Origin of the sequence: Streptomyces sp. WMMC1477, from assembly GCF_027460245.1 — a bacterium.
Lineage (GTDB): Bacteria > Actinomycetota > Actinomycetes > Streptomycetales > Streptomycetaceae > Streptomyces.
Genome location: NZ_JAPZBD010000003.1, coordinates 3404909 through 3428261, shown reverse-complemented (window position 1 = coordinate 3428261; position 23353 = coordinate 3404909). Strand labels below are relative to the sequence as shown.

Genomic DNA, 23353 nt, shown 5'->3' with positions numbered 1-23353 from the left:
GGCGGGAGGGGCGGTCAGGTGGGGTCGGGAGGTCGGGGGGGCAGGTGGGTCAGGAGGTGCCGAATTCGCGGTCGATGAGGTCGAACATCTCGTCCGCGGTGGCGGAGTCGAGGTCGTCGGGGTCTGCCGCCTCCTCGCCCGTGCCGATGCCGGTGGCCGGGCCCGAGGCCGGGATCGAGCCGGTGCCGGCGGCGGGGCCGGTGCCGTCGTCGCGGGTGAGCTGGAGGAGCAGGGACTGGAGTTGGCGGGTGAGCTTGAGGCGGGTGTCGCTGTCGGGGGTCGTCGCGGCCAGGGCGGCTTCGAGACGGCCGAGTTCCTGGAGGGCCGTGCCGGGGGCGCGGTGGTCGGGGCCGTCGGTGTCGAGTCCCAGCTCGCCGCGGAACAGGGTGACGACGTGCTCGGGGGTCGGGTGGTCGAAGACGAGGGTGGTGGGCAGCTTGACCCCGGTGGCGGTGCCGAGACGGTTGCGCAGTTCGACGGCGGTGAGGGAGTCGAAGCCGAGGTCGCGGAAGGCGCGGGTGGGGTCGATGGTCGCGGGGTCGCTGTGGCCGAGGACGGCGGCGGCCTGGGAGCGGACGAGGTCGAGGAGTTCGCGGTCGCGGTCGGCCTCGGGAAGGTCGAGCAGGCGGCGGCGGAGGGCGGGCTGGCCGTCCTCGCCGTTGTCCCGGCCCTGGAGTTCGGTGCCGTCGCCCGCGGCGAGGTGGCGGCGGGCCTGCGGGAGCTCGTCGAGGAAGTGCGTGTCGCGTGCGGAGGTGAAGAGCTGCACGAAGCGTTCCCATGCGACGTCGGCGACGGCGACGCAGACCTCGTCGTGGTCGAGGACCTGCTGGAACGCGGTGAGGGCGAGTGCCGGGTCGATGAGGGGCAGGCCCTGGCGCTCGGCGCGCTGGTTGAGGACGGGCCGTTCGGCGGCGTCGCGGCTGTCCCAGGTGTTGACGGCGTCCCAGATGCCCCAGGCGACGGCGGTGACGGGTCGCCCGGCGGCGCGCTGTTGGAGGGCCCAGGCGTCGAGGTGGGCGTTGGCGGCGGAGTAGGCGCCGTGGTCGCCGCTGCCCCACAGGGCGGCGACAGAGGAGTAGACGACGAAGGCGTCCAGGTCCCGGTCGCCGAGGAGTTCCGCGAGGAGCCGGGCTCCGGCGATCTTGGCGTCGATGACGTTGGCGTACTGGGTCATGGTGGTGTCGGCGAGGGCGCCGAGTTCGTAGCGGACGGCGGTGTGCATGACGGTGCGGACGTCCTCCCCGGCCTCGTCGAGCGCGGTGACGAGCGCGGTGAGGGAGTCCCGGTCGGTGACGTCGCAGGCGGCGACGGTGACGCGGGCGCCGAGGGCGCGGAGTTCGGCGCTCAGTTCCTCGGCGCCGGGGGCGTCGGTGCCGCGCCTGCTGGTGAGGACGAGGTGCTCGGCGCCGTTCCGGGCGAGCCAGCGGGCGAGGTGGCTGCCGAGGAGGCCGGTGCCGCCGGTGATGAGGGCGGTGCCGCGGGGCTTCCAGTTCCGGGTGGGCCCGTCGGCCGGGAGCGGGGCGGGGGCCATGCGGCGGGCGAAGGTGCCGCCGGGGCGCAGGGCGAGCTGGTCCTCGGCGTCGGGTGCGGCCTGGGCCAGGGTGGCGGCGAGACGGCGCAGGACGCGGTCGTCGACGTCGACGGGGACGTCGAGCAGTCCGCCCCACTGGTGGGGCAGTTCGAGCGCGGCGACGCGGCCCATGCCCCAGACCTCGGCCTGGGCGGGGCTGTCCACGGTGTCGCCGAAGCCGGTGGCGACGGCGCCGCGGGTGAGGCACCACAGGCGGGTGGGGAGCCCGGTGTCGGCCAGGGCCTGGATGAGCGCCAGGGTGGCGGCGGTACCGGAGGTCACCACCGGGTGGCCGGGTGCGGGGGTGCCGTCGTCGAGGGCGAGGGTGGAGACGATGCCGGCGAGGGTGGCGTCGGCGGCGGCCTCGATGAGGAGGCGGGCGAGTTCGGTGCGGTCGGCGCTCGCCGTGGGGACGGGGACGGGCACGACGTCGGCACCGTGCGCGCCGAGGAGTTCGGGCAGGGCCTCGAACCAGTCGCCCTGGGCGTCCTCGGGGTGGAGGTGGAGCCAGCGGCCGGGCAGCACGTCGGCGCCGGACCCGGCGCCAGGCCCGGCCGCGGCCTCGGGCTGCTGCCGCCAGACGACCTTGTAGCGCCAGCCCTGGATGGTGGCCAGCTCGCGGCGGTGGCGCCGCCAGGCGGCGAGCTCGGGGAGCACGCGCTGCCAGGCTTCGGCCCGGCCGTTCGGGGTGTCGCCGTCCGGGGCGAGGGCGCCGGTCAGGGCGTCCAGGTCCTGGCTCTCGACGGCCTGCCAGAACTCGGCGTCCGTCGAGTCGCCGCCCTCGGCCGCGGCGGCGGTGACGGCGGCCTCCGCGGCCCGCGCGGCGCGGGCGGAGTCGGTGGCGGCGTCGAGCCAGTAGCGGCGGTGCTGGAAGGGGTAGGTGGGCAGCTCGACGTGGTTCACGGCGCGGCCGGAGTAGAGGGCCGACCAGTCCACGTCGGCACCGTGCGTCCACAGTTCGGCGAGGGCGGCGAGGAGGCGGGCGTTCTCGTCCTCGTCGCGGCGCAGGGTGCCGACGGCGGTGGCCGGGGCACCGGCCGCCTCCGCTATGGCCTGGACGCCCATGGTGAGGACGGGGTGGGCGCTGACCTCCACGAAGCGGCCGTGGCCCAGGGCGAGGGCAGCGGTGACGGCGTCGGTGAAGCGGACCGGCTGCCGGAGGTTGGTGTACCAGTAGTCGGCGTCCATGGTGGTGGTGTCGAGGACCTCGCCGGTGACGGTGGACAGGACGGGCACCCGGGCGGCGGTGGGCCGGACGGGGGCGAGGGCGTCGAGCAGCCGGTCGTGGAGCCGCTCGACGTGGGTCGAGTGGGAGGCGTAGTCGACGGGGACGCGGCGGGCCCGCACCCCGGCGTCCTCGGCGGTCGCGGCGATCGCGTCGAGGGCGGCGGGGTCTCCGGCGACGACGGTGGCGGTGGGGCCGTTGTACGCGGCGATCGCGGCGTGCTCGCCGTGGGGTGCCAGCCAGGCGGCGGCCTGCTCGGCGCCGGTGGCCAGGGACAGCATGCCGCCGAGTCCGGCGAGTTCCTCGCGGATGGCGGCCGAGCGCAGAGCCACGACGCGGGCTCCGTCCTCCACGCTCAGCGCACCGGCGACCACCGCTGCGGCGATCTCACCCTGCGAGTGACCGACCACGGCGGCGGGCTCGACGCCGAAGGACTCCCAGACCGCGGCCAGGGACACCATCACGGCCCACAACACCGGCTGGACGACGTCCACCCGATCCAGCCAGCCGTCGTCCTCGCCGGTCAGCACCTCACGCAACGACCAGTCAACGTGCGGAGCGAGGGCCGTCTCACACTCGGCCAGACGCTCGGCGAACACCGGCGAGGACGCCAGCAGCCCGCGTCCCATCCCCAGCCACTGCGAACCCTGCCCGGGGAAGACGAGGACGGTGCCGGCGACCGCTTCCGCCGCGGCGCCGGTGGTGAGGTTGGCGGTGGGCTCGCCTGCGGCGAGCGCCCGGAGGCCGTCGGTCAGCTCGCCCGTCTTGGTGCCCCACACCACCGCGCGGTGTTCGAGCGCGGACCGGGTGGCCAGCAGACTCCACCCGATGTCGACGGGGTCGGTGTCGCCATGGACGGGGCCGGCGAGGACGGAGCCGGTGTGGCCCGGATCCGTGCCGCCGACGAGGGCGGCGAGGTTGCGGGCCTGGGCGGCGAGGCCGTCCGCCGTGCGGGCGGAGAGCGCCCACGGCACGACGGGCGAGCCCGGCAGTCCGCGCGGCCCGGAGACGAGCACGGGTCGGGCCGGCTCGGCGGTCGCCGGGGCCTCCTCCAGGACGACGTGGGCGTTCGTGCCGGACATGCCGAAGGCCGAGACGGCGGCGCGGCGCGGCCGGGCGGGATCGGCCGTCCAGTCGGCGGACCGGGAGAGGAGGGCGACGGTGCCGTCCGACCAGTCGACGTGTGACGTGGGGGTGTCGGCGTGCAGGGTGCGGGGAAGCTCTCCGGCCCGCATCGCCATCACCATCTTGATGACACCCGCGACACCCGCCGCGGCCTGCGTGTGCCCGATGTTCGACTTCACCGACCCCAGCCACAACGGACGCTCCGCCTCCCGACCCTGGCCGTAGGTCGCCAGCAGCGCCTGCGCCTCGATCGGGTCACCCAACGTCGTCCCCGTACCGTGCGCCTCGACAGCGTCCACGTCACCCGGGGCGAGACCGGCGTTGGCGAGGGCCTGACGAATGACCCGCTGCTGGGACGGGCCGTTGGGCGCCGTCAGCCCGTTGGACGCACCGTCCTGGTTGATCGCCGAGCCGCGCACCACCCCGAGCACGCGATGGCCCTTGCGCACCGCGTCCGAGAGCCGCTCCACGACGAGGACGCCCACGCCCTCCGACCACGCCGTGCCGTCGGCCGCCTCCGAGAACGGCTTGCAGCGGCCGTCGGCCGCCAGCCCGCGCTGCCGGCTGAACTCCACGAAGGCGCCGGGCGTGGACATGATCGTGATACCCGCCGCGAGCGCCAGTTCGCACTCCCCCTGCCGCAGCGACTGCACCGCCATGTGCAACGCCACCAGCGACGACGAGCACGCCGTGTCCACCGTCACCGCCGGGCCCTCCAGGCCGAGGGCGTAGGCGACGCGGCCGGAGACGACGGCCGCCGCGCTGCCGGTGGCCTGGTAACCGGCGACGTCCTCGGGGGCCTGGTTGAGCAGCGTCGCGTAGTCCTGGCCGTTGGAGCCGACGAACATGCCGGTGGGGGTGGAGCGCAGCGCCGTCGGGGGGAGTCCGGCCCGCTCCAGCGCCTGCCAGGAGGTCTCCAGCAGGAGCCGCTGCTGCGGGTCCATGGCCACGGCCTCGCGCGGCGAGATGCCGAAGAACTCGGCGTCGAAGTCCGCGACGTCGTACAGGAAGCCGCCCTCGCGGACGTAGGAGGTGCCGGGCCGCCGGGCCGCCGGGTCGTAGAGCGCGTCGACGTCCCAGCCGCGGTCACCGGGGAAGGGGCCGATGGCGTCGCCGTCCTCGCTCACGAGCCGCCACAGGTCCTCGGGGGACTCGACGCCGCCCGGGTAGCGGCAGGCCATGCCGACGATCGCGATGGGTTCGTCGGTGCGGGCCCCGGACGGGACGAGGGCCGCGGCCTGGGCACCCCCGGCGGCCGCGCCCAGGAGCTCGTCCCGCAGGTGACCGGTGAGCGCGGCGGGTGTCGGGTGGTCGAACACGAGGGTGGACGGCAGCCGCAGCCCCGTGGCGGCGGTCAGCCGGTTGCGCAGCTCGACGGCGGTGAGCGAGTCGAAGCCCAGGTCCTTGAAGGCACGTCCGGCCGGGATGCCGGTGGTGTCGGCGTGCCCGAGCACGGCGGCCACCTCGGTCAGCACGACCTCGGTGAGCAGCTGGCCCTGTTCGGCGGTGCCGAGACCGGCCAGGCGCCGGGCGAGCTCGCTGTCGCGGGGCGCCGTGGCTCGCGGGCCGCCGGTGTCCGGGCCCGCCATGAGGGCCTGGGCGTCGGGCAGTTCACTCAGGAGCGGGCTGGGCCGGGTGGCGGTGAAGGCGGGGACGAAGCGTTCCCAGTCGATGTCGGCGACGGTGACGGTGGCCTCGTCGCCGTCCAGGGCCTGCTGGAGCGCCGCGACGGCGGACTCCGGCGGCATGGGGCGAACGCCGCGGCGCAGGAGGTGGTCGGTCATGTCGCCGTCGGCCATGCCGCCGTCCGCCCAGGCTCCCCAGGCGACGGCGGTGGCGGTCAGGCCGCGGGCGCGCCGGTCGTGGGCCAGGGCGTCGAGGCGGGCGTTGGCCGCCGCGTAGGCGCCCTGGTGGCCGCTGCCCCAGATCCCGGCGATGGAGGAGAAGAGGACGAAGGCGTCCAGCTCCCGGTCGCCGAGGAGCGCGTCGAGGTGGGCCGCGCCGTCCGCCTTCGCCGCGAGGACCTCGGCCAGCGCGGCCCGGTCGGTCTCGCGGACGGCGGTGAAGTGGGCGATGCCGGCGGCGTGGAAGACGGCGCTGAGCGGACGGCGTCCCGGCAGCTCGGCCAGGAGCGCGGTGACGGCGTCCCGGTCGGCGACGTCGCAGGCCACGACGTGCACCTCGGCTCCGAGCGCGGTGAGTTCGGCCACCAGATCCTCGGCGCCGGGCGCCTGCGGGCCGCGACGGCTGGTGAGGACGAGGTCCTGTGCCCCGGTCCGGGCCAGCCAGCGGGCGACGTGCGCCCCGAGGCCGCCGGTGCCACCGGTGATCAGGACGGTGCCGGTCGGCCTCCAGCCGTCGCGCCCCGTCGGCCCGCCGCCGGTCGTGGCCGCGCTCGTGGGCGCGGGGGCGGACGCGGTCGTGGTGGGGCGGGTCAGGCGGCGCAGGAACGTCCCGGAGGGCCGCACGGCGCACGCGTCCTCACCGGCCCGGTTGCCGAGGACGTCGACGAGGCGGGCGGCGACGGATTCGGCGAGGGCCGGCCCCGTCCCGGCTCCCTCGTCCGTCCCCGGCAGGACGTGGCCCGTCCCCGGCAGGTCGACCAAACCGCCCCACAGCTCGGCGTGTTCGAGGCCGAAGACGCGGCCCAGGCCCCACACCCCGGCGAGCGCCGGATCGGCGATCCGCTCCTCGGGCGTGACGGCGACGGCGCCGCGCGTCACGCACCACAGCGGGGCGGCGAGCCCCGCGGTCGCGTGGGCCTGCAGCAGGGTGAGCGTCGCGGGCAGGCCGAGTCCGGCGGTCGCGAGGTCCAGCACCCCGGAGAAGCCGCCGTCCGGCGCGGCGGCCCGCAGCGTCTCCGCCAGCCGCTCCGCACCGCCCGCCGCGTCCTCCTCGGACAGCCGCAGCACGGTGACTTCCGCCCCGCGCCCGCGCAGGGCGTCGAGCACCTCCCGCGGGTCCGCTCCCCGCGGGGCCGCTCCCGGCCGTCGCGAGCTCGGCAGGACGGCGAGCCAGGTGCCGGTGAGCCGTCCCGTCTCCAGCGCGGTGACGGGCTTCCAGCCGACGCGGTAGCGCCAGGCGTCCCGGGCCGTGCGGTCCCGCTGCCTGCGCCGCCAGGCGGCGAGGGCGGGCAGCAGCGCGTCGAGCCCGGCGCCCTCCGGGGCGCCGTCGGCACCCGCCAGGTCGAGGGCGGCTGCGTCGCCGCGTTCGACCAGGTCCCAGAACCGGGCGTCCACGGTGTCGGCTCCGGGGTGGCCGGAGCCGGACCGCCGCCCGGCGTCGCCGGCCGCGGCCGGGGGCTCCAGCCAGAAGCGTTCCCGCTGGAACGGGTACGTCGGCAGGCTCACCCGCTCGGCGCCGGTGCCCTCGTGCACCGTCGCCCAGTCCACCGTGACCCCGTGGACGTGCAGCGTGGCCAGGGCGCGCAGGAGGGTCTCCACCTCGGGCTGGCCACCGCGCTGCGCGGCCACCAGCAGCGGCCCGGCCTCGTCGCCGTCGCGGTCCCCTCCCCGGTCGCCGTCGCCGTCGCTCCCGCCGCCGGTGGGGGTGAGGCAGTCCTCGGCCATGGCGGTCAGGACGCCGTCGGGGCCCAGCTCCACGAACGTCGTCACACCCTGCGCCCGCAGCCAGCGGACGCCGTCCAGGAAGCGGACGGGCTCGCGCACGTGCCGCACCCAGTAACCGGGATCGCCCAGCTCCGCCGCCGACGCACCGGCACCGGTGACGTTGGAGACGACGGGAATCACCGGCTCCGCGTAGCCGAGGCCCGCGGCGAAGGTCCCGAACTCCTCCAGCATCCCGTCCATGTGCGGGGAGTGGAACGCGTGGCTGACGCGGAGGAACTTCGTCTTCCGGCCGCGTTCGCGCCACTGTTCCGCCAGCGCGGCGACCGCGTCCCGGTCACCGGCGACGACGACGGACCGCGGGCCGTTGACGGCGGCGAGGCTCACGGCCTCCTCCCGGCCGACGAGGTCCTCCCGGACCTCGTCCTCGGACGCCGTCACGGACAGCATCGCCCCGCCCTCCGGGAGCGCCTGCATCAGCCGCCCGCGCGCGGCCACGAGCGCCGCGGCCTCGGCCAGCGACAGGACGCCCCCGACATGCGCGGCCGTCAGCTCGCCGATCGAGTGCCCGGCCACGAAGTCGGCCCGCAGCCCCCAGTGTTCGGCCAGCCGGTAGAGCGCCACCTCGACGGCGAACAGGGCGGGCTGGGTGTAGGCGGTCCGGTCCAGCAGCTCGGCCTCGGGGGTACCGGGCTCGGCGAACAGCACGGTGCGCACCGGGTGGTCCAGGTGCGCGTCCAACGCCTCGCAGACGGTGTCCAGCGCGGCGGCGAACGCCGGGAACGCGGCGTACAGTTCCCGGCCCATACCGAGGCGCTGGCTGCCCTGCCCGGTGAACAGCACCGCCACGGCACCACCGGACCGGGCCGTCCCGGTCACCGTCTCCGGAGCCCGCCGTCCCTCCGCGACGGCCGTCAGTCCGCGCCGCAGCCCGCTCACGTCGTCGGCGAGGACGACGGCACGGTGTTCGAGCGTCGCCCGGGTCGCCGCCAGCGACCACCCGACGTCCACGGCCCGGGTGCCCGGGTGCGCGGTGACGAAGGCCTCCAGCCGCTCGGCCTGGGCGCGCAGCGCGGCCTCGGTCTTGCCGGACAGCACCCAGGGCGGCGTCAAGCCGGTGCCACTGTCGCTGTCGCTGTTGTCGGTGTCGGTGTTGTCGGTGTTGTCGGTGTCGGCGGGCGCGGGGGAAGCGGCCGTGTCCGGCTCCTGTTCGAGGATGACGTGCGCGTTGGTGCCGCTGATGCCGAACGAGGACACTCCAGCCCTGCGGGGACGGCCCTCGGCCGCCCACTCCCGGCCCTCGCGCAGCAGCGCGACACCGCCCGTCGACCAGTCCACGTGCGGGGTCGGCTCGTCGGCGTGCAGGGTGCGGGGCAGCTCCCCGGCCCGCATCGCCATCACCATCTTGATGACGCCCGCGACACCGGCCGCAGCCTGGGTGTGCCCGATGTTGGACTTCACCGACCCCAGCCACAACGGCCGGACCGCGTCCCGGTCCCTGCCGTACGTCGCCAGCAGCGCCTGCGCCTCGATCGGGTCACCCAGCGCCGTCCCGGTCCCGTGCGCCTCGACGGCGTCGATCTCGGACGCCGCGAGCCCCGCCCCGGCGAGAGCCTGCCGGATGACGCGCTGTTGGGACGGGCCGTTCGGAGCGGTCAGGCCGTTGGACGCGCCGTCCTGGTTGACCGCCGAGCCTCTGAGGACGGCCAGCACCTCGTGGCCGTTGCGACGGGCGTCCGAGAGCCGCTCCACGACGAGGACGCCCACCCCCTCCGACCACGCCGTACCGTCGGCCGCCTCCGAGAACGGCTTGCAGCGGCCGTCGGCCGCCAGCCCACGCTGCCGGCTGAACTCCACGAACATGTACGGCGACGGCATCACCGCGACGCCGCCGGCCAGCGCGAGATCACACTCGTCCTGACGCAGCGACTGGGCTGCGAGATGCAGCGCCACCAGCGCCGAGGAGCAGGCCGTGTCCACCGTGACGGCCGGACCCTCCAGGCCGAACGTGTAGGCGAGGCGGCCCGACGCCACGCTGGAGGTGTTGCCGATGCCGAGGTAGCCCTCGACGTCACCCGGTATCTCGTCCAGCCGCGACGCGTAGTCGGTGGATACGACCCCCGCGAACACTCCCGTCCGGCTGCCGCGCAGCGCGGTGGGTGCCATGCCCGCCGTCTCGAAGGCCTCCCAGGTGGTTTCCAGCAGCAGGCGTTGCTGCGGGTCCATGGCGAGGGCCTCGCGGGGCGAGATGCCGAACAGGTGGGGGTCGAAGTCGGCGGCGTCGTAGAGGAAGCCGCCCTGCCGGGTGTAGCTCGTGCCCTGGTGCGACGGGTCCGGGTGGTACAGGCCCTCCACGTCCCAGCCCCGGTCGGCCGGGAACGCCCCGATCGTGTCCACGCCGTCCGCGACCAGTCGCCACAGCTCCTCCGGCGAGCGGACGCCGCCGGGGAACCGGCACGCCATCCCGACGATGGCGATCGGCTCGTCCACGGACGCCGCGGCGGCGCCGCGCGCCGCACGGGCGGCACCGGCCTCCCCGACCCTGTCCGCGCCTTCGTCGCCGGCCTCCGTCTCCGGGCACAGCTCGGCGTACAGGTAGGCGGCGAGCGCGGTCGGGTTGGGGTGGTCGAAGACGAGGGCGGCGGGGAGCCGGAGTCCGGTGGCCGAACCCAGGCGGTTGCGGAGTTCGACGGCGGTCAGCGAGTCGAAGCCCTGCTCCTTGAAGGACCGCTCGGCCTCCACGGCCGCACCCGAGCCGTGCCCCAGCACGGCCGCGACCTCGGCACGGACCAGCTCCAGCAGGTGCCGCTCCCGCTCACCGCGGCTCAAGGACGCCAGCCTGGCGGCGAGACCGGCCCCGGCCGTCTCCGCCCCGGCGCCGGGCCGCGCACTCCGGCGGCGGCTCGGCTCCTTGGCCCGGACCAGTCCGCGGAGGACGGTGGGTATGTCCTCCCGCCCGCGCAGGGCCGCCAGGTCCAGCCGGGCCGGCACCAGCGCCGCATCTCCATGGACCTGCGACCGGTCCAGCAGCTCGACACCCTCCGAGGACGACAACGCCGCCAGCCCCATGCGTCCCAGCCGACGCCGGTCCGCCTCCTCCAAACCACCGGCCATCGAACCGGCCTGCTCCCACAAACCCCACGCCAACGACAACCCCGGCAGACCCTCAGCCCGACGCCGCTCAGCCAACGCGTCCAAGAACGCGTTCGCCGCCGCATAATTCGCCTGCCCCGCACCACCCAGCACACCCGACACCGACGAGAACAACACGAACAGCGACAGATCCGCACCACGCGTCAGCTCATCCAGGTTCACTGCCGCGGTCACCTTGGGACGCCACACCTGGTCCAACTGCTCCGGAGTGATAGAGCCGATGACACCGTCCGCGACCACTCCCGCGGTGTGGATGACGCCGGTCAGGGGCCGGGTGTCGGGAATGCGTTCCAACACGGCGGCCAACTGCTCCCGGTCGGCCACATCACACGCCGCCACCTCCACCGACGCACCCAACGCCTCCAACTCGGCTACCAACTCACCCGCACCATCCGCCCGCATACCCCTGCGACTGGTCAACACCACATGCCCCACCCCATACGCGGCCACCACATGCCGCGCCACCACCGAACCCAACGCACCCGTACCACCGGTCACCAACACCGTGCCCGGACGATCCACCCCACACGGCACCGACAACGCCACCTTGCCCACATGCCGCGCCTGACTCATCCACCGAAACGCCTCACGAGCCCGCCGCACATCCCACACCGACACCGGAAGCGGAACCAACACCCCCGCCTCGAACAACCCCATCAACTCACCCAGCATCTCCCCAATCCGCACCGGCCCCGCATCCAACATGTCAAACGCCCGATACACCACACCCCAACCAGACTCCACCACCCCCGCATCCCGCACATCCGTCTTCCCCATCTCCAAAAACCGGCCCCCCGCACCCAACAACCCCAACGACGCATCCACAAACTCCCCCGCCAAAGAATTCAACACCACATCCACACCCACACCCGCGAACCGCTCCGCAAAACCGAGATCACGCGACGACGCAATACACTCCTCCGCAACCCCCAAACCCCGAAGAACCCCCCACTTCCCCTCACTCGCCGTCGCCAACACCTCAGCACCCAAATACCGCGCCAACTGAATCGCCGCCATCCCCACACCACCCGCACCCGCATGCACCAACACCCGCTCACCCGACCGCACACCCGCCAGATCCACCAACCCGTAAAACGCCGTCAAAAACACCACCGGCACCACCGCCGCCTGCTCAAACGACCACCCCACCGGCATCCGCACCACCACACGCGCATCCGCCACCACCACCGGACCAAAACTCCGCGGCACCAAACCCAGAACCCGATCACCCACCACCAGACCCGAAACACCCGGGCCGACTTCGGTGACCACACCGGCGACCTCACTGCCGATCTGCGCGGCACCCGGGTACATCCCGAGACTGATCAGCACGTCGCGGAAGTTCACGCCGGCGGCGCGCACCTCGATCCGCACCTCACCCTCCGCGAGCGGCGCCACCGCATCCGGCGCCGGCACGAGGGACAGCCCCTCCAAGCTCCCCGAACCGGAGGGCTCCAGGCGCCAGGCCGGCTCACCGGCCGGCGGCAACAGCCCCTCACCCGAGGCCGCCCGCACCAGACGCGGCACCAACACCCGACCCCCACGCACCGCAACCTGCGGCTCACCGCAGGCCAGCGCGGCACGCAACTCCCCGTCCGTCACGTCATCGCCCACGACGTCGAGCAGCACGAACCGGTCCGGGTACTCCGACTGCGCGGAACGGATCAAGCCCCACAGCGCGGCAGTGGTCAGCTCCGAGACACCCCGCCCGTCGGCCGCCACCGCTCCCCGGGTGACCAGGACCAGCCGCGAGTCCGCGAGCCGCTCCTCGGCCAACCACTCCTGCACGAGCGCAAGCGCCTCCGCCGTCACACCCTGGGCGGCGGTCGCCAGGTCCTCCGGCAGTCGGCCAGCTGAGAGCGAGCACAGAACGAGCGCCGGAGCACCGGCCCCCGCCTCGATGGCCCCCACCAGGGACGCGAGGTCGGCATGACGGCCGCCCGGCGCGGGCAGACCGCCACCCTCCTCGGAGCCCAGCACCACCCAGTCCGGCACGGCCGGGGCGTCGGCGGAGTCGTCCGCCGAGGGGGCGGCCGAGGGGGCGGCCGTCCAGTCGAGTCGGAACAGGGCGTCGTCGTCGCCGGCCGCATGCGCGGCCATCTGCGCCGCCGTGACAGGCCGCAGCGTCAACGACTCCGCGAGAGCGACCGGCCGCCCGCTCTCGTCCATCAGGCGCACCGACAGCGTGTCGCCGCCGGTGGGGGCTATGTGGACGCGGGCGGTCGTGGCGCCCACCGCGAACAGCGACACGTCTTCCCACATGAACGGCAGCCGCAGCCCCTCGCCCTCGGACTCCGCGGCCAGCACCACATGCAGGGCGGCGTCGAGGAGCGCGGGGTGGAGGCCGTACGCCCCGGCCTCGGAGTGCGCCGTCTCCGGCAGGCTGACCTCGGCGAACAGCTCCTCCCCGCGCCGCCAGGCCGCCGTCAGCCCCCGGAACGCCGGACCGTACCCGTACCCGGCCAACTCCGCCCGCTCATAGAACCCGGCAACATCCAACGCCTCCGCACCGGCCGGCGGCCACGTCCCCGCCTCGGGCTCGGGCTCCGGCTGACCCTGCGCCGACACCACGCCTTCGGCATGCAGCGTCCAAGCGGTGCCGGCGGCGTCCTCAAGCCGCGAGTACACGGCAACCGACCGCTCGTCGCCGTCCTGTTCAGGGCCGACGACCATCTGAACCTGGATCCCGCCCCGCTCCGGCACCACCAACGGCGCCCGCAACGTCAGCTCCCGCACACACCCGCAACCCACTTCGTCCCCAGCCCGCACGGCCAACTCGACAAAGCCCGTCCCCGGGAACAGCACCGTCCCCGCCACCGCGTGATCCGCCAACCACCCCTGCCCACCAAGCGACACCCGACCGGTCAACAGCACGCCACCATCCGACGCCGACTCCACCGCGGCTCCGAGCAACGGATGCCCGGCAGCGGTCAGACCGGCACCACTGACATCCGCAACCCCAGACCCAGCCTCCTCCAGCCAATAACGCTCCCGCTGGAAGGCATACGTCGGCAGCTCCACCCGGCGGGGCTCATGCCCCGCGAACACCGCAGGCCAGTCGACGGTGACCCCGCTGGCCCACAGTCTGGACACGGCCGAGGTGAACGTCTCCACCTCGCCCTTCCCACGCCGCATCGAAGCCACGAACACCCCGCCACCCTCACCCTCACCCTCGACACATTCCGAAGCCAACGCCGTCAACGACGCATCCGGACCCAACTCCCAGAACTTCCGCACCCCCGCAGACCACAACCACCCAACACCATCACCGAAACGCACCGCCTCACGCACATGCCGCACCCAATACCCCGGCGAACACAACTCCTCCCCCGCCAAACCACCCGACACATTCGACACCACACCCAAACTGGGCGGACTGAACGAAATCCCCTCCACCACACGCCCGAACTCCGCCAACATCGGCTCCATCAACGCCGAATGAAAACCATGCGACACCCTCAAACGACGCGCCTTCACCCCCGACACCGCACACCGCTCAGCCACCACATCCAACCCCGCCACCAAACCCGAAACCACAACCGACGACGGCCCATTGACCGCCGCCACCTCCACACCCACAACCCCAGACAAAACCTCCCCAACCCAACCCAACGAAGCCTGCACCGCAAGCATGCCCCCACCCCCCGGAAGCGCCTGCATCAAACCACCCCGCGCAGCCACCAAACGACACGCATCCTCCAACGAAAACACCCCCGCCGCGAACGCAGCCGCCACCTCACCCACCGAATGACCCACAACAAAATCAGGCCGCACCCCCCACGACTCCACCAACCGCCACAACCCCACCTCCACCGCAAACAAACCCGCCTGCGCAAACACCGTCTCATCCACCAACCCCCCCACACCCGAACCCACACCAGACCCCAACACCTCACCCAACGACCGCGGCAACAACCCCTCAAACCCCCCACACACCTCAGCAAACGCCTCCCGAAACACCGGAAACACCCCAGCCAACTCCGCACCCATCCCCAACCGCTGCGCACCCTGACCCGAGAACAACACCGCAAGACGACCATCCACCACAGAACCCCCAGCCGAAACCACACCACCAAGCCGCTCCCGCAACTCACCCACATCCGCACCCCACACCACCGCACGACGCGACAACGCCGCACGACCCGACGCCAACGACCACCCCACATCCACCGCACCCAACCCAGAACCCACACCAGAACCCACACCAGAACCCACACCAACACGCTCAGCCAACCGCCCCGCCTGAGCCACCAACCCCGCATCCGAAGCCGCCGACAACACCCACGGCACCACACCCACACCCACCGACGGCACCACCGGCACCTCACCCTCGGCAGACTCCTCCACCGGAGCCTGCTCGATGACCACGTGCGCGTTCGTACCGCTTGCCCCGAAGGACGAAATACCCGCGCGTCGCACGCCGTCTCGCACGTCCCATGGGCGTGCCTCGGTGAGGAGTCGGACGTTGCCGCTCGCCCAGTCGACGTGGGGGCTCGGCTCATCCACGTGCAGGGTGCGGGGAAGCTCCCCCGCCTGCATCGCCATCACCATCTTGATCACACCCGCGACACCCGCCGCGGCCTGCGTGTGCCCGATGTTGGACTTGATCGAGCCCAGCCACAGCGGCCGGTCCGCCTCCCGACCCTGGCCGTAGGTCGCCAGCAGCGCCTGCGCCTCGATCGGGTCACCCAACGTCGTCCCCGTACCGTGCGCCTCGACGGCATCCACGTCCGACGCGGAGAGCCCCGCGCTCGCCAACGCCTGTCGGATGACGCGCTGTTGCGACGGGCCGTTGGGTGCGGTCAGGCCGTTGGACGCGCCGTCCTGGTTGATCGCCGATCCCCGCACCACCGCCAGCACCTGATGCCCCTGACGACGCGCGTCCGACAACCGCTCCAGCAACAGCACACCCGCGCCCTCGGACCAACCCGTCCCGTCAGCCGCGGCCGCGAACGGCTTGCACCGGCCGTCGGCCGCCAGGGCGCCCTGGCGGCTGAAGTCGATGAAGGTGCCCGGTGTCGGCATGACGGTGACGCCGCCGGCCAGGGCCATGTCGCACTCGCCCTGCCGCAACGACTGCGCCGCCAGGTGCAACGCCACCAACGACGACGAACACGCCGTGTCCACCGACACCGCCGGGCCCTCAAGACCGAACGTGTAAGCCAGACGCCCGGACACGACACTGCCCGAAGTGCCAGTGCCGACGTAACCCTCGATGTCCTCGGGGATCTTCTGGAGCCGGCTGGCGTAGTCGTGGTACATCACGCCCGCGAAAACACCGGTACGACTCCCCCGCACCGCATCCACCGCGATACCCGCCCGCTCGAAAACCTCCCACGACGTCTCCAACAACAAACGCTGCTGCGGATCCATCGCCACCGCCTCACGCGGCGACACCCCGAACAACCCCGCATCGAACTCCGCCGCCCCATACAAGAACCCACCCTCAACCGCAGCAGACCGCTCCCGCAAACCGCCCAGATCCCAACCACGATCCACCGGAAAACCACCCACCGCATCACCACCACCCACAACCAAACCCCACAACTCCTCCGGCGACGACACCCCACCCGGATACCGACACGCCGCACCCACAATCACCACCGGATCATCCACACCAACCCCCGACACCACACCCGCACCCACACCCGCGACAACACCCTCAGAACCCTCAACACCACCCACCAACTCACCCAACAACAACCCCGCCACCGCAACCGGAGTCGGAAAATCAAACACCAACGTCGCCGGCAACCTCAAACCCGACGCCTCACCCAACCGATTCCGCAACTCCACCGCCAACAAGGAATCAAAACCCAACTCCTTGAACGTCCGGTCAGCGCCGACGAGTGCCGTTCCGGCGTGGCCGAGGACGGAGGCGACATGGGTGCGGACGACGTCGAGGACGACCGGCAGCCGCTCCGCCTCAGGCAGGCCGACGAGCTGTCGTGCGAGTGCGGAGCCGGCGGGCTCCGCCGACGCCGCCCGTGCCGCACGGCGGGTCGGGGCGCCCGGCACCACGGCGCGCAGCAGGGGCGGAAGCGTGCCCTTCGCTCCACGGGCCCGCAGCTCGGCCCCGTCGAAGCGCACCGGTACGAGCTGTGCGTCCGTGGAGCTCGTCAGCGCTGTGCCGAAGAGTGCCAAGCCCTCGTCGGCGGCGAGCGGGATCACGGCCTGACGGGTCACGCGAGCCCGATCCGTCTCGCTCATGTCCCCGGTCATGCCGCTGGCGTCGTCCCACAGTCCCCACGCCAACGACGTCCCGGGCAGGCCTTCCGCCCGCCGCTGCTGGGCCAGCGCGTCGAGGAAGGCGTTCGCCGCGGCGTAGTTGGCCTGCCCAGCGGTGCCGAAGAGACCGGCGGCGGAGGAGAACAGGACGAAGGACCTCAGGCGTGCGTGCTCGCGGGTCAGTTCGTGCAGGTTGACCGCCGCGTCCACCTTCGGCCGCAGGACGCGCTGGAGCTCTTCCACCGTCAGGGATTCGAGGACGCTGTCGGCCAGGACACCGGCGGCATGGACGACGCCGGTCAGCGGATGGTCTTCCGAAATTCGCGCCAGGGCCTCGCGCAGCGCTCCACGGTCGGCGGCGTCGCACGCCACCACCTCGACGTGTGCGCCGTCGGCGCCCAGCTCGCGCGCCAGCTCTACGGCGCCGGGGGAATCCAGGCCCCGACGGCTCAGCAACATCAGCCGCCGTGCCCCGTGCTCCCGCACCAGGCGCCGTGCCACGAGGCCGCCCAACGTCCCCGTACCGCCGGATACCAGCACCGTTCCCTCGGCCGACCACGCATGGGCGGGCTCGGCGCCCGCCGCGCCTCCCGCACCTCGCGCCAGCCTGGGAACCAGGACGTCGCGGCCCCGCACCGCGACCTGCCACTCCCCCGCGCCCAGCGTGGACAGAACCGCGCCCCACGACTCGGGACCGGACTCCGCCGGGTCCAGGTCGACGAGGGCGAAGCGGCCGGGGTGTTCCGTCTCCGCCGTACGGATCAGCCCCCATACACCGGACGACGAGAGGTCCTCCACACCCGACGCGTCCACGGCGACCGCTCCCCGTGTCACCACGACGAGGCGCGCCTCCGCCAAGCGCTCCTCGGAGAGCCATTCCTGCACCGTGCGCAGCACCTGGGCGGTGACCGACTCCACCGCCGCGGCGAGGTCGCCGGCGTCCACGGCGGGCGGCGTGTACAGCACATACGCCGGGCTGACGTCGGCGCCGGCCAGTTCGCTCACCGTCGAGAAGCGCTCGACGTCCGGGGACGCCGGAACCTCGCCGAGTGCGGCATGGCCGGGCACGTCACCGGCCTCGGCGGTGACGTCCGTCCAGACCTGCCGGAACATGCCGTCCTGGCCACCCGGCACGGCCGAAGCAAGCTGCTCGGCTGACATCGGGCGCAGGGACAGGGCCTCCACGGACGCCACGGGCGCGCCCGTGGCGTCGGCCAGCTCCAACGACACCCCGCCGTCCTCGGCTGGTGCCAACCGCACCCGCACCGTCGAGGCGCCCACAGCCATCAGCGACACACCGGTCCACGCGAAGGGCAGCGCCGTCTCACCGTCACCGTGTCCGTCACCCAGCAGCACGGCATGCAGCGCGGCGTCCAGCAGGGCCGGATGAATCCCGAACCGTCCGGCTTCCTCCTGGACTTCCTGCGCCAGCTCCACCTCGGCGAAGGTCTCGTCGCCGCGTCGCCACGCGGCCCGCAGCCCCTGGAAAGCGGGCCCGTAGCCGTAACCGGCCGCCGCAGCCTGCTCGTAGAACCCGGACACATCCACCGCCTCGGCACCCCTCGGCGGCCACACCTCAAGACCACCCCCGACCCCACGGACCGCCCCGGTCACCAGAACACCCTCGGCATGAGCCGTCCACGACCCCGCCAAACCCAGATCATCGGGACGGGAGTGCACGCTCAACGCCCGGCAACCCTCCCCATCCGGCGCACTCACCGCAACCTGAACCTGAACCCCACCCCGCTCCGGCACCACCAACGGCGCCCGCAACATCAACTCCCGCACACACCCACACCCCACCTCATCCCCAGCCCGCACCGCCAACTCCACAAACCCCGCACCCGGGAAAAGCACGACACCACCAACGGCATGATCCGCCAGCCACGCATGCGTCCGCATCGACAACCGCCCAGTCAGCACCACACCCCCATCGGCCGCCAGACTCACCGCAGCCCCCAGCAACGGATGCCCAGCGGCAGCCAACCCCGCGCCACTCACATCCCCGGCACCCGACACCGACTCCAGCCAGAACCGCTCACGCTGAAACGCGTACGTGGGCAGATCAACCCGCCGCACGGACCGGCCCGCGTAGACAGCCGACCAGTCGACATCCACACCCCGGACCCACAACTCCGCCGCCGACGCGATGAACCGGGCCGACTCATCCTCATCCCGACGCAACGTCCCCACGACAGTCGCCTCGACCTCGGCCGCCTCCGCGATCGCCTGCACACCCATCACCAACACCGGATGGGCACTGACCTCGACAAAGGTACGGTGACCGGACCCCAGCGCCTCGGTCACGGCATCGGTGAACCGCACCGGCTCCCGCAGATTCGCGTACCAATACGCCGCATCCATCGTGGAGGTGTCCAACACCTCGCCGGTGACGGTCGAGATGAGCGGTACCCGGGACTCCTTCGGTGAGACCTCGGCCAGAGCCTCCAGGAGACGTGCGTGGATGTCCTCCACCTGCACCGAGTGCGAGGCATAGTCCACCGGAACCCGACGAGCCCGCACCCCGGCCGCCTCCGCCATCGCCGCGATCTCCTCCAACGCCCCCGGCTCCCCCGCAACCACCGTCGCCGACGGACCATTCAGCACCGCAACCGAGACCCGACCCCCGAACGGCTCCACCCACGCCGCCGCCTGCTCCACACCCGTCGCCAACGACACCATGCCCCCACGACCCGCCAACTCCTCCCGGATCGCAGCCGACCGCAACGCCACCACCCGCGCCCCGTCCCCCACACTCAACACACCCGCCACCACCGCAGCCGCAATCTCACCCTGCGAATGACCCACCACCCCAGCAGGCTCAACACCCAAGGACTCCCACACCGCCGCCAACGACACCATCACCGCCCACAACACCGGCTGCACCACATCCACCCGATCCAACCAACCCTCATCCCCGCCCGTCAGCACCTCACGCAACGACCACTCAACGTGCGGAGCAAGGGCCGTCTCACACTCCGCCAGACGATCCGCGAACACCGGCGACGACGCCAACAGCCCCCGGCCCATCCCCAACCACTGCGAACCCTGACCCGGAAACACCAACACCACACCATCAGCACCGTCGGCAACGCCCGAACCACCCGCAACAACCCCCGAAACCACGTTCCCCACCACCTCACCCGACGCCAACGCCCCCAACCCCGACGCCAGCTCACCCGACCCCGAACCCCACACCACCGCACGGTGCTCCCACACCGAACGCGACGACAGCAGACTCCACCCCACATCAACCACATCCGCATCCGACACCACCGCACCGGCCACACGACCCGCCTGCGCCGCCAACGCCCCCACCGAACGCGCCGACACCACCCACGGCACCACCGACGACCCGGACAAACCGCCGGCGCCCGAGAGCACGACCGCACCGGCCTCCGGCCCCTCGTCCCCCGGAGCCTCCTCCAGAACCACGTGCGCGTTGGTGCCGCTGATGCCGAAAGCGGAGACGCCGGCCCGGCGGGGACGTCCGTTCTCGGTCGCCCATTCCCTGGGTTCGGTCAGCAGTTGGACTTCGCCGGCCGACCAATCGACGTGGGGGCTCAGCTCGTCGGCGTGCAGGGTGCGGGGAAGCTCCCCGGCCCGCATCGCCATCACCATCTTGATCACACCCGCGACACCCGCCGCAGCCTGCGTGTGCCCGAAGTTGGACTTCACCGACCCCAGCCACAGCGGCCGGTCGGCCTCCCGGCCCTGCCCATACGTGGCCAGCAGCGCCTGCGCCTCGATCGGGTCACCCAAAGTCGTACCCGTACCGTGCGCCTCCACCACGTCGACTTCCGCAGCGGACAGGCCGGCGTCGTCGAGAGCCTTGCGGATCACCCGCTGCTGGGACGGCCCGTTCGGCGCCGTCAGGCCGTTGGAGGCCCCGTCCTGGTTGATGGCCGAGCCCTTGACCACCGCCAGTACGCGGTGCCCGTTGCGCACCGCGTCCGACAGGCGCTCGACCACCAGCACGCCCACGCCCTCGGCCCAGCCGGTGCCGTCGGCCGCGGCGGAGAAGGGCTTGCAGCGGCCGTCGGCCGACAGGCCCCGCTGACGGCTGAACTCGAGGAAGAGGCCCGGACCGGGCATGACGGTGACGCCTCCCGCGAGCGCGAGGTCGCACTCACCGTTGCGCAGCGACTGGGCAGCCAGGTGCAGGGCGACCAGTGACGACGAGCAGGCCGTGTCGACGGTCACCGCCGGGCCCTCCAGCCCGAAGGTGTAGGAGAGCCGGCCCGAGACCACACTCGCCGCGTTGCCCGTCAGCGAGAACCCCTCGACGACGTCCGGCGTGCGCTCCAGGTCGACGAGGTAGCTGGGGTATCCGGCTCCGACGAAGACGCCGCTGTTGGTGCCCTTCAACGAGGCCGAAGCGATACCGGCACGCTCCAGGGCCTCCCAGGTGGTTTCCAGCAGCAGGCGTTGCTGCGGGTCCATGGCGAGGGCCTCGCGGGGCGAGATGCCGAACAGGTGGGGGTCGAAGTCGGCGGCGTCGTAGAGGAAGCCGCCCCGCCGGGTGTAGCTCGTGCCCTGGTGCGACGGGTCCGGGTGGTACAGGCCCTCCACGTCCCAGCCCCGGTCGGCCGGGAAGTCGCCGATGGCGTCGGTGCCCGCGTCGACGAGCCGCCACAGCTCCTCAGGCGAGGACACGCCACCGGGGTAGCGACAGGCCATGCCGACGATGGCGATGGGCTCGTCGACGCGGGCGGCGACCGGAAGGCTTGCCGCAGCCGATGCCCCGGAGGTGCCGGCGGGCTCGTCGTCCGGGCAGAGCTCGACGTGCAGGCAGGCGGCGACTCGCGCGGGGCTCGGGTGGTCGAAGACGAGGGCGGCGGGGAGCCGGAGTCCGGTGGCCGAACCCAGGCGGTTGCGCAGTTCGACGGCGGTCAGCGAGTCGAAGCCCTGCTCCTTGAAGGACCGCTCGGCCTCCACGGCCGCACCCGAGCCGTGCCCCAGCACGGCCGCGACCTCGGCACGGACCAGCTCCAGCAGGTGCCGCTCCCGCTCACCGCGGCCCATCGACGCCAACCGGGCGGCCAATGGGCCGGTACCGCTGGTGGTGCTGGGGGAGGCGCTTCCGGTCACGGTGCGGCGTGCGGTACCGCGCACGAGTCCGCGGAGGACGGTGGGTATGTCCTCCCGTCCGCGCAGGGCCGCCAGGTCCAGCCGGGCCGGCACCAGCGCCGCATCTCCATGGACCTGCGAGCGGTCCAGCAGCTCGACACCCTCCGAGGACGACAACGCCGCCAGCCCCATGCGTCCCAGCCGACGCCGGTCCGCCTCCTCCAAACCACCGGCCATCGAACCGGCCTGCTCCCACAAACCCCACGCCAACGACAACCCCGGCAGACCCTCAGCCCGACGCCGCTCAGCCAACGCGTCCAAGAACGCGTTCGCCGCCGCATAATTCGCCTGCCCCGCACCACCCAGCACACCCGACACCGACGAGAACAACACGAACAGCGACAGATCCGCACCACGCGTCAGCTCATCCAGATGGACGGCGGCCCTGGCCTTCGGAGCCCACACGGCAGCCAGCTGCTCGGACGTCAGCGCACCCAGTACTCCGTCGTCAACGACTCCCGCGGTGTGGATGACGCCGGTCAGGGGCCGGGTGTCGGGAATGCGTTCCAACACGGCGGCCAACTGCTCCCGGTCGGCCACATCACACGCCGCCACCTCCACCGACGCACCCAACGCCTCCAACTCGGCCACCAACTCACCCGCACCATCCGCCCGCATACCCCTGCGACTGGTCAACACCACATGCCCCACCCCATACGCGGCCACCACATGCCGCGCCACCACCGAACCCAACGCACCCGTACCACCGGTCACCAACACCGTGCCCCGACGATCCACCCCACACGGCACCGACAACGCCACCTTGCCCACATGCCGCGCCTGACTCATCCACCGAAACGCCTCACGAGCCCGCCGCACATCCCACACCGACACCGGAAGCGGAACCAACACCCCCGCCTCGAACAACCCCATCAACTCACCCAGCATCTCCCCAATCCGCACCGGCCCCGCATCCAACATGTCAAACGCCCGATACACCACACCCCAACCAGACTCCACCACCCCCGCATCCCGCACATCCGTCTTCCCCATCTCCAAAAACCGGCCCCCCGCACCCAACAACCCCAACGACGCATCCACAAACTCCCCCGCCAAAGAATTCAACACCACATCCACACCCACACCCGCGAACCGCTCCGCAAAACCGAGATCACGCGACGACGCAATACACTCATCCGCAACCCCCAAACCCCGAAGAACCCCCCACTTCCCCTCACTCGCCGTCGCCAACACCTCAGCACCCAAATACCGCGCCAACTGAATCGCCGCCATCCCCACACCACCCGCACCCGCATGCACCAACACCCGCTCACCCGACCGCACACCCGCCAGATCCACCAACCCGTAAAACGCCGTCAAAAACACCACCGGCACCACCGCCGCCTGCTCAAACGA

The 23353-nt window shown here is 72.5% G+C and carries 1 protein-coding gene (only partly in view); it reads right to left on the bottom strand.

All coding sequences use genetic code 11. The annotated features are described in order from the left end of the window. Positions 1-49 precede the first annotated feature (49 nt). Positions 50-23353, bottom strand: partial view of a type I polyketide synthase gene (locus O7609_RS15590; RefSeq protein WP_269743729.1) — the 3' portion only. 13170 nt of this gene lie beyond the right edge of the window; the window shows 23304 of its 36474 coding nt (coding positions 13171-36474); its start codon lies beyond the right edge, outside the window; its stop codon occupies positions 50-52.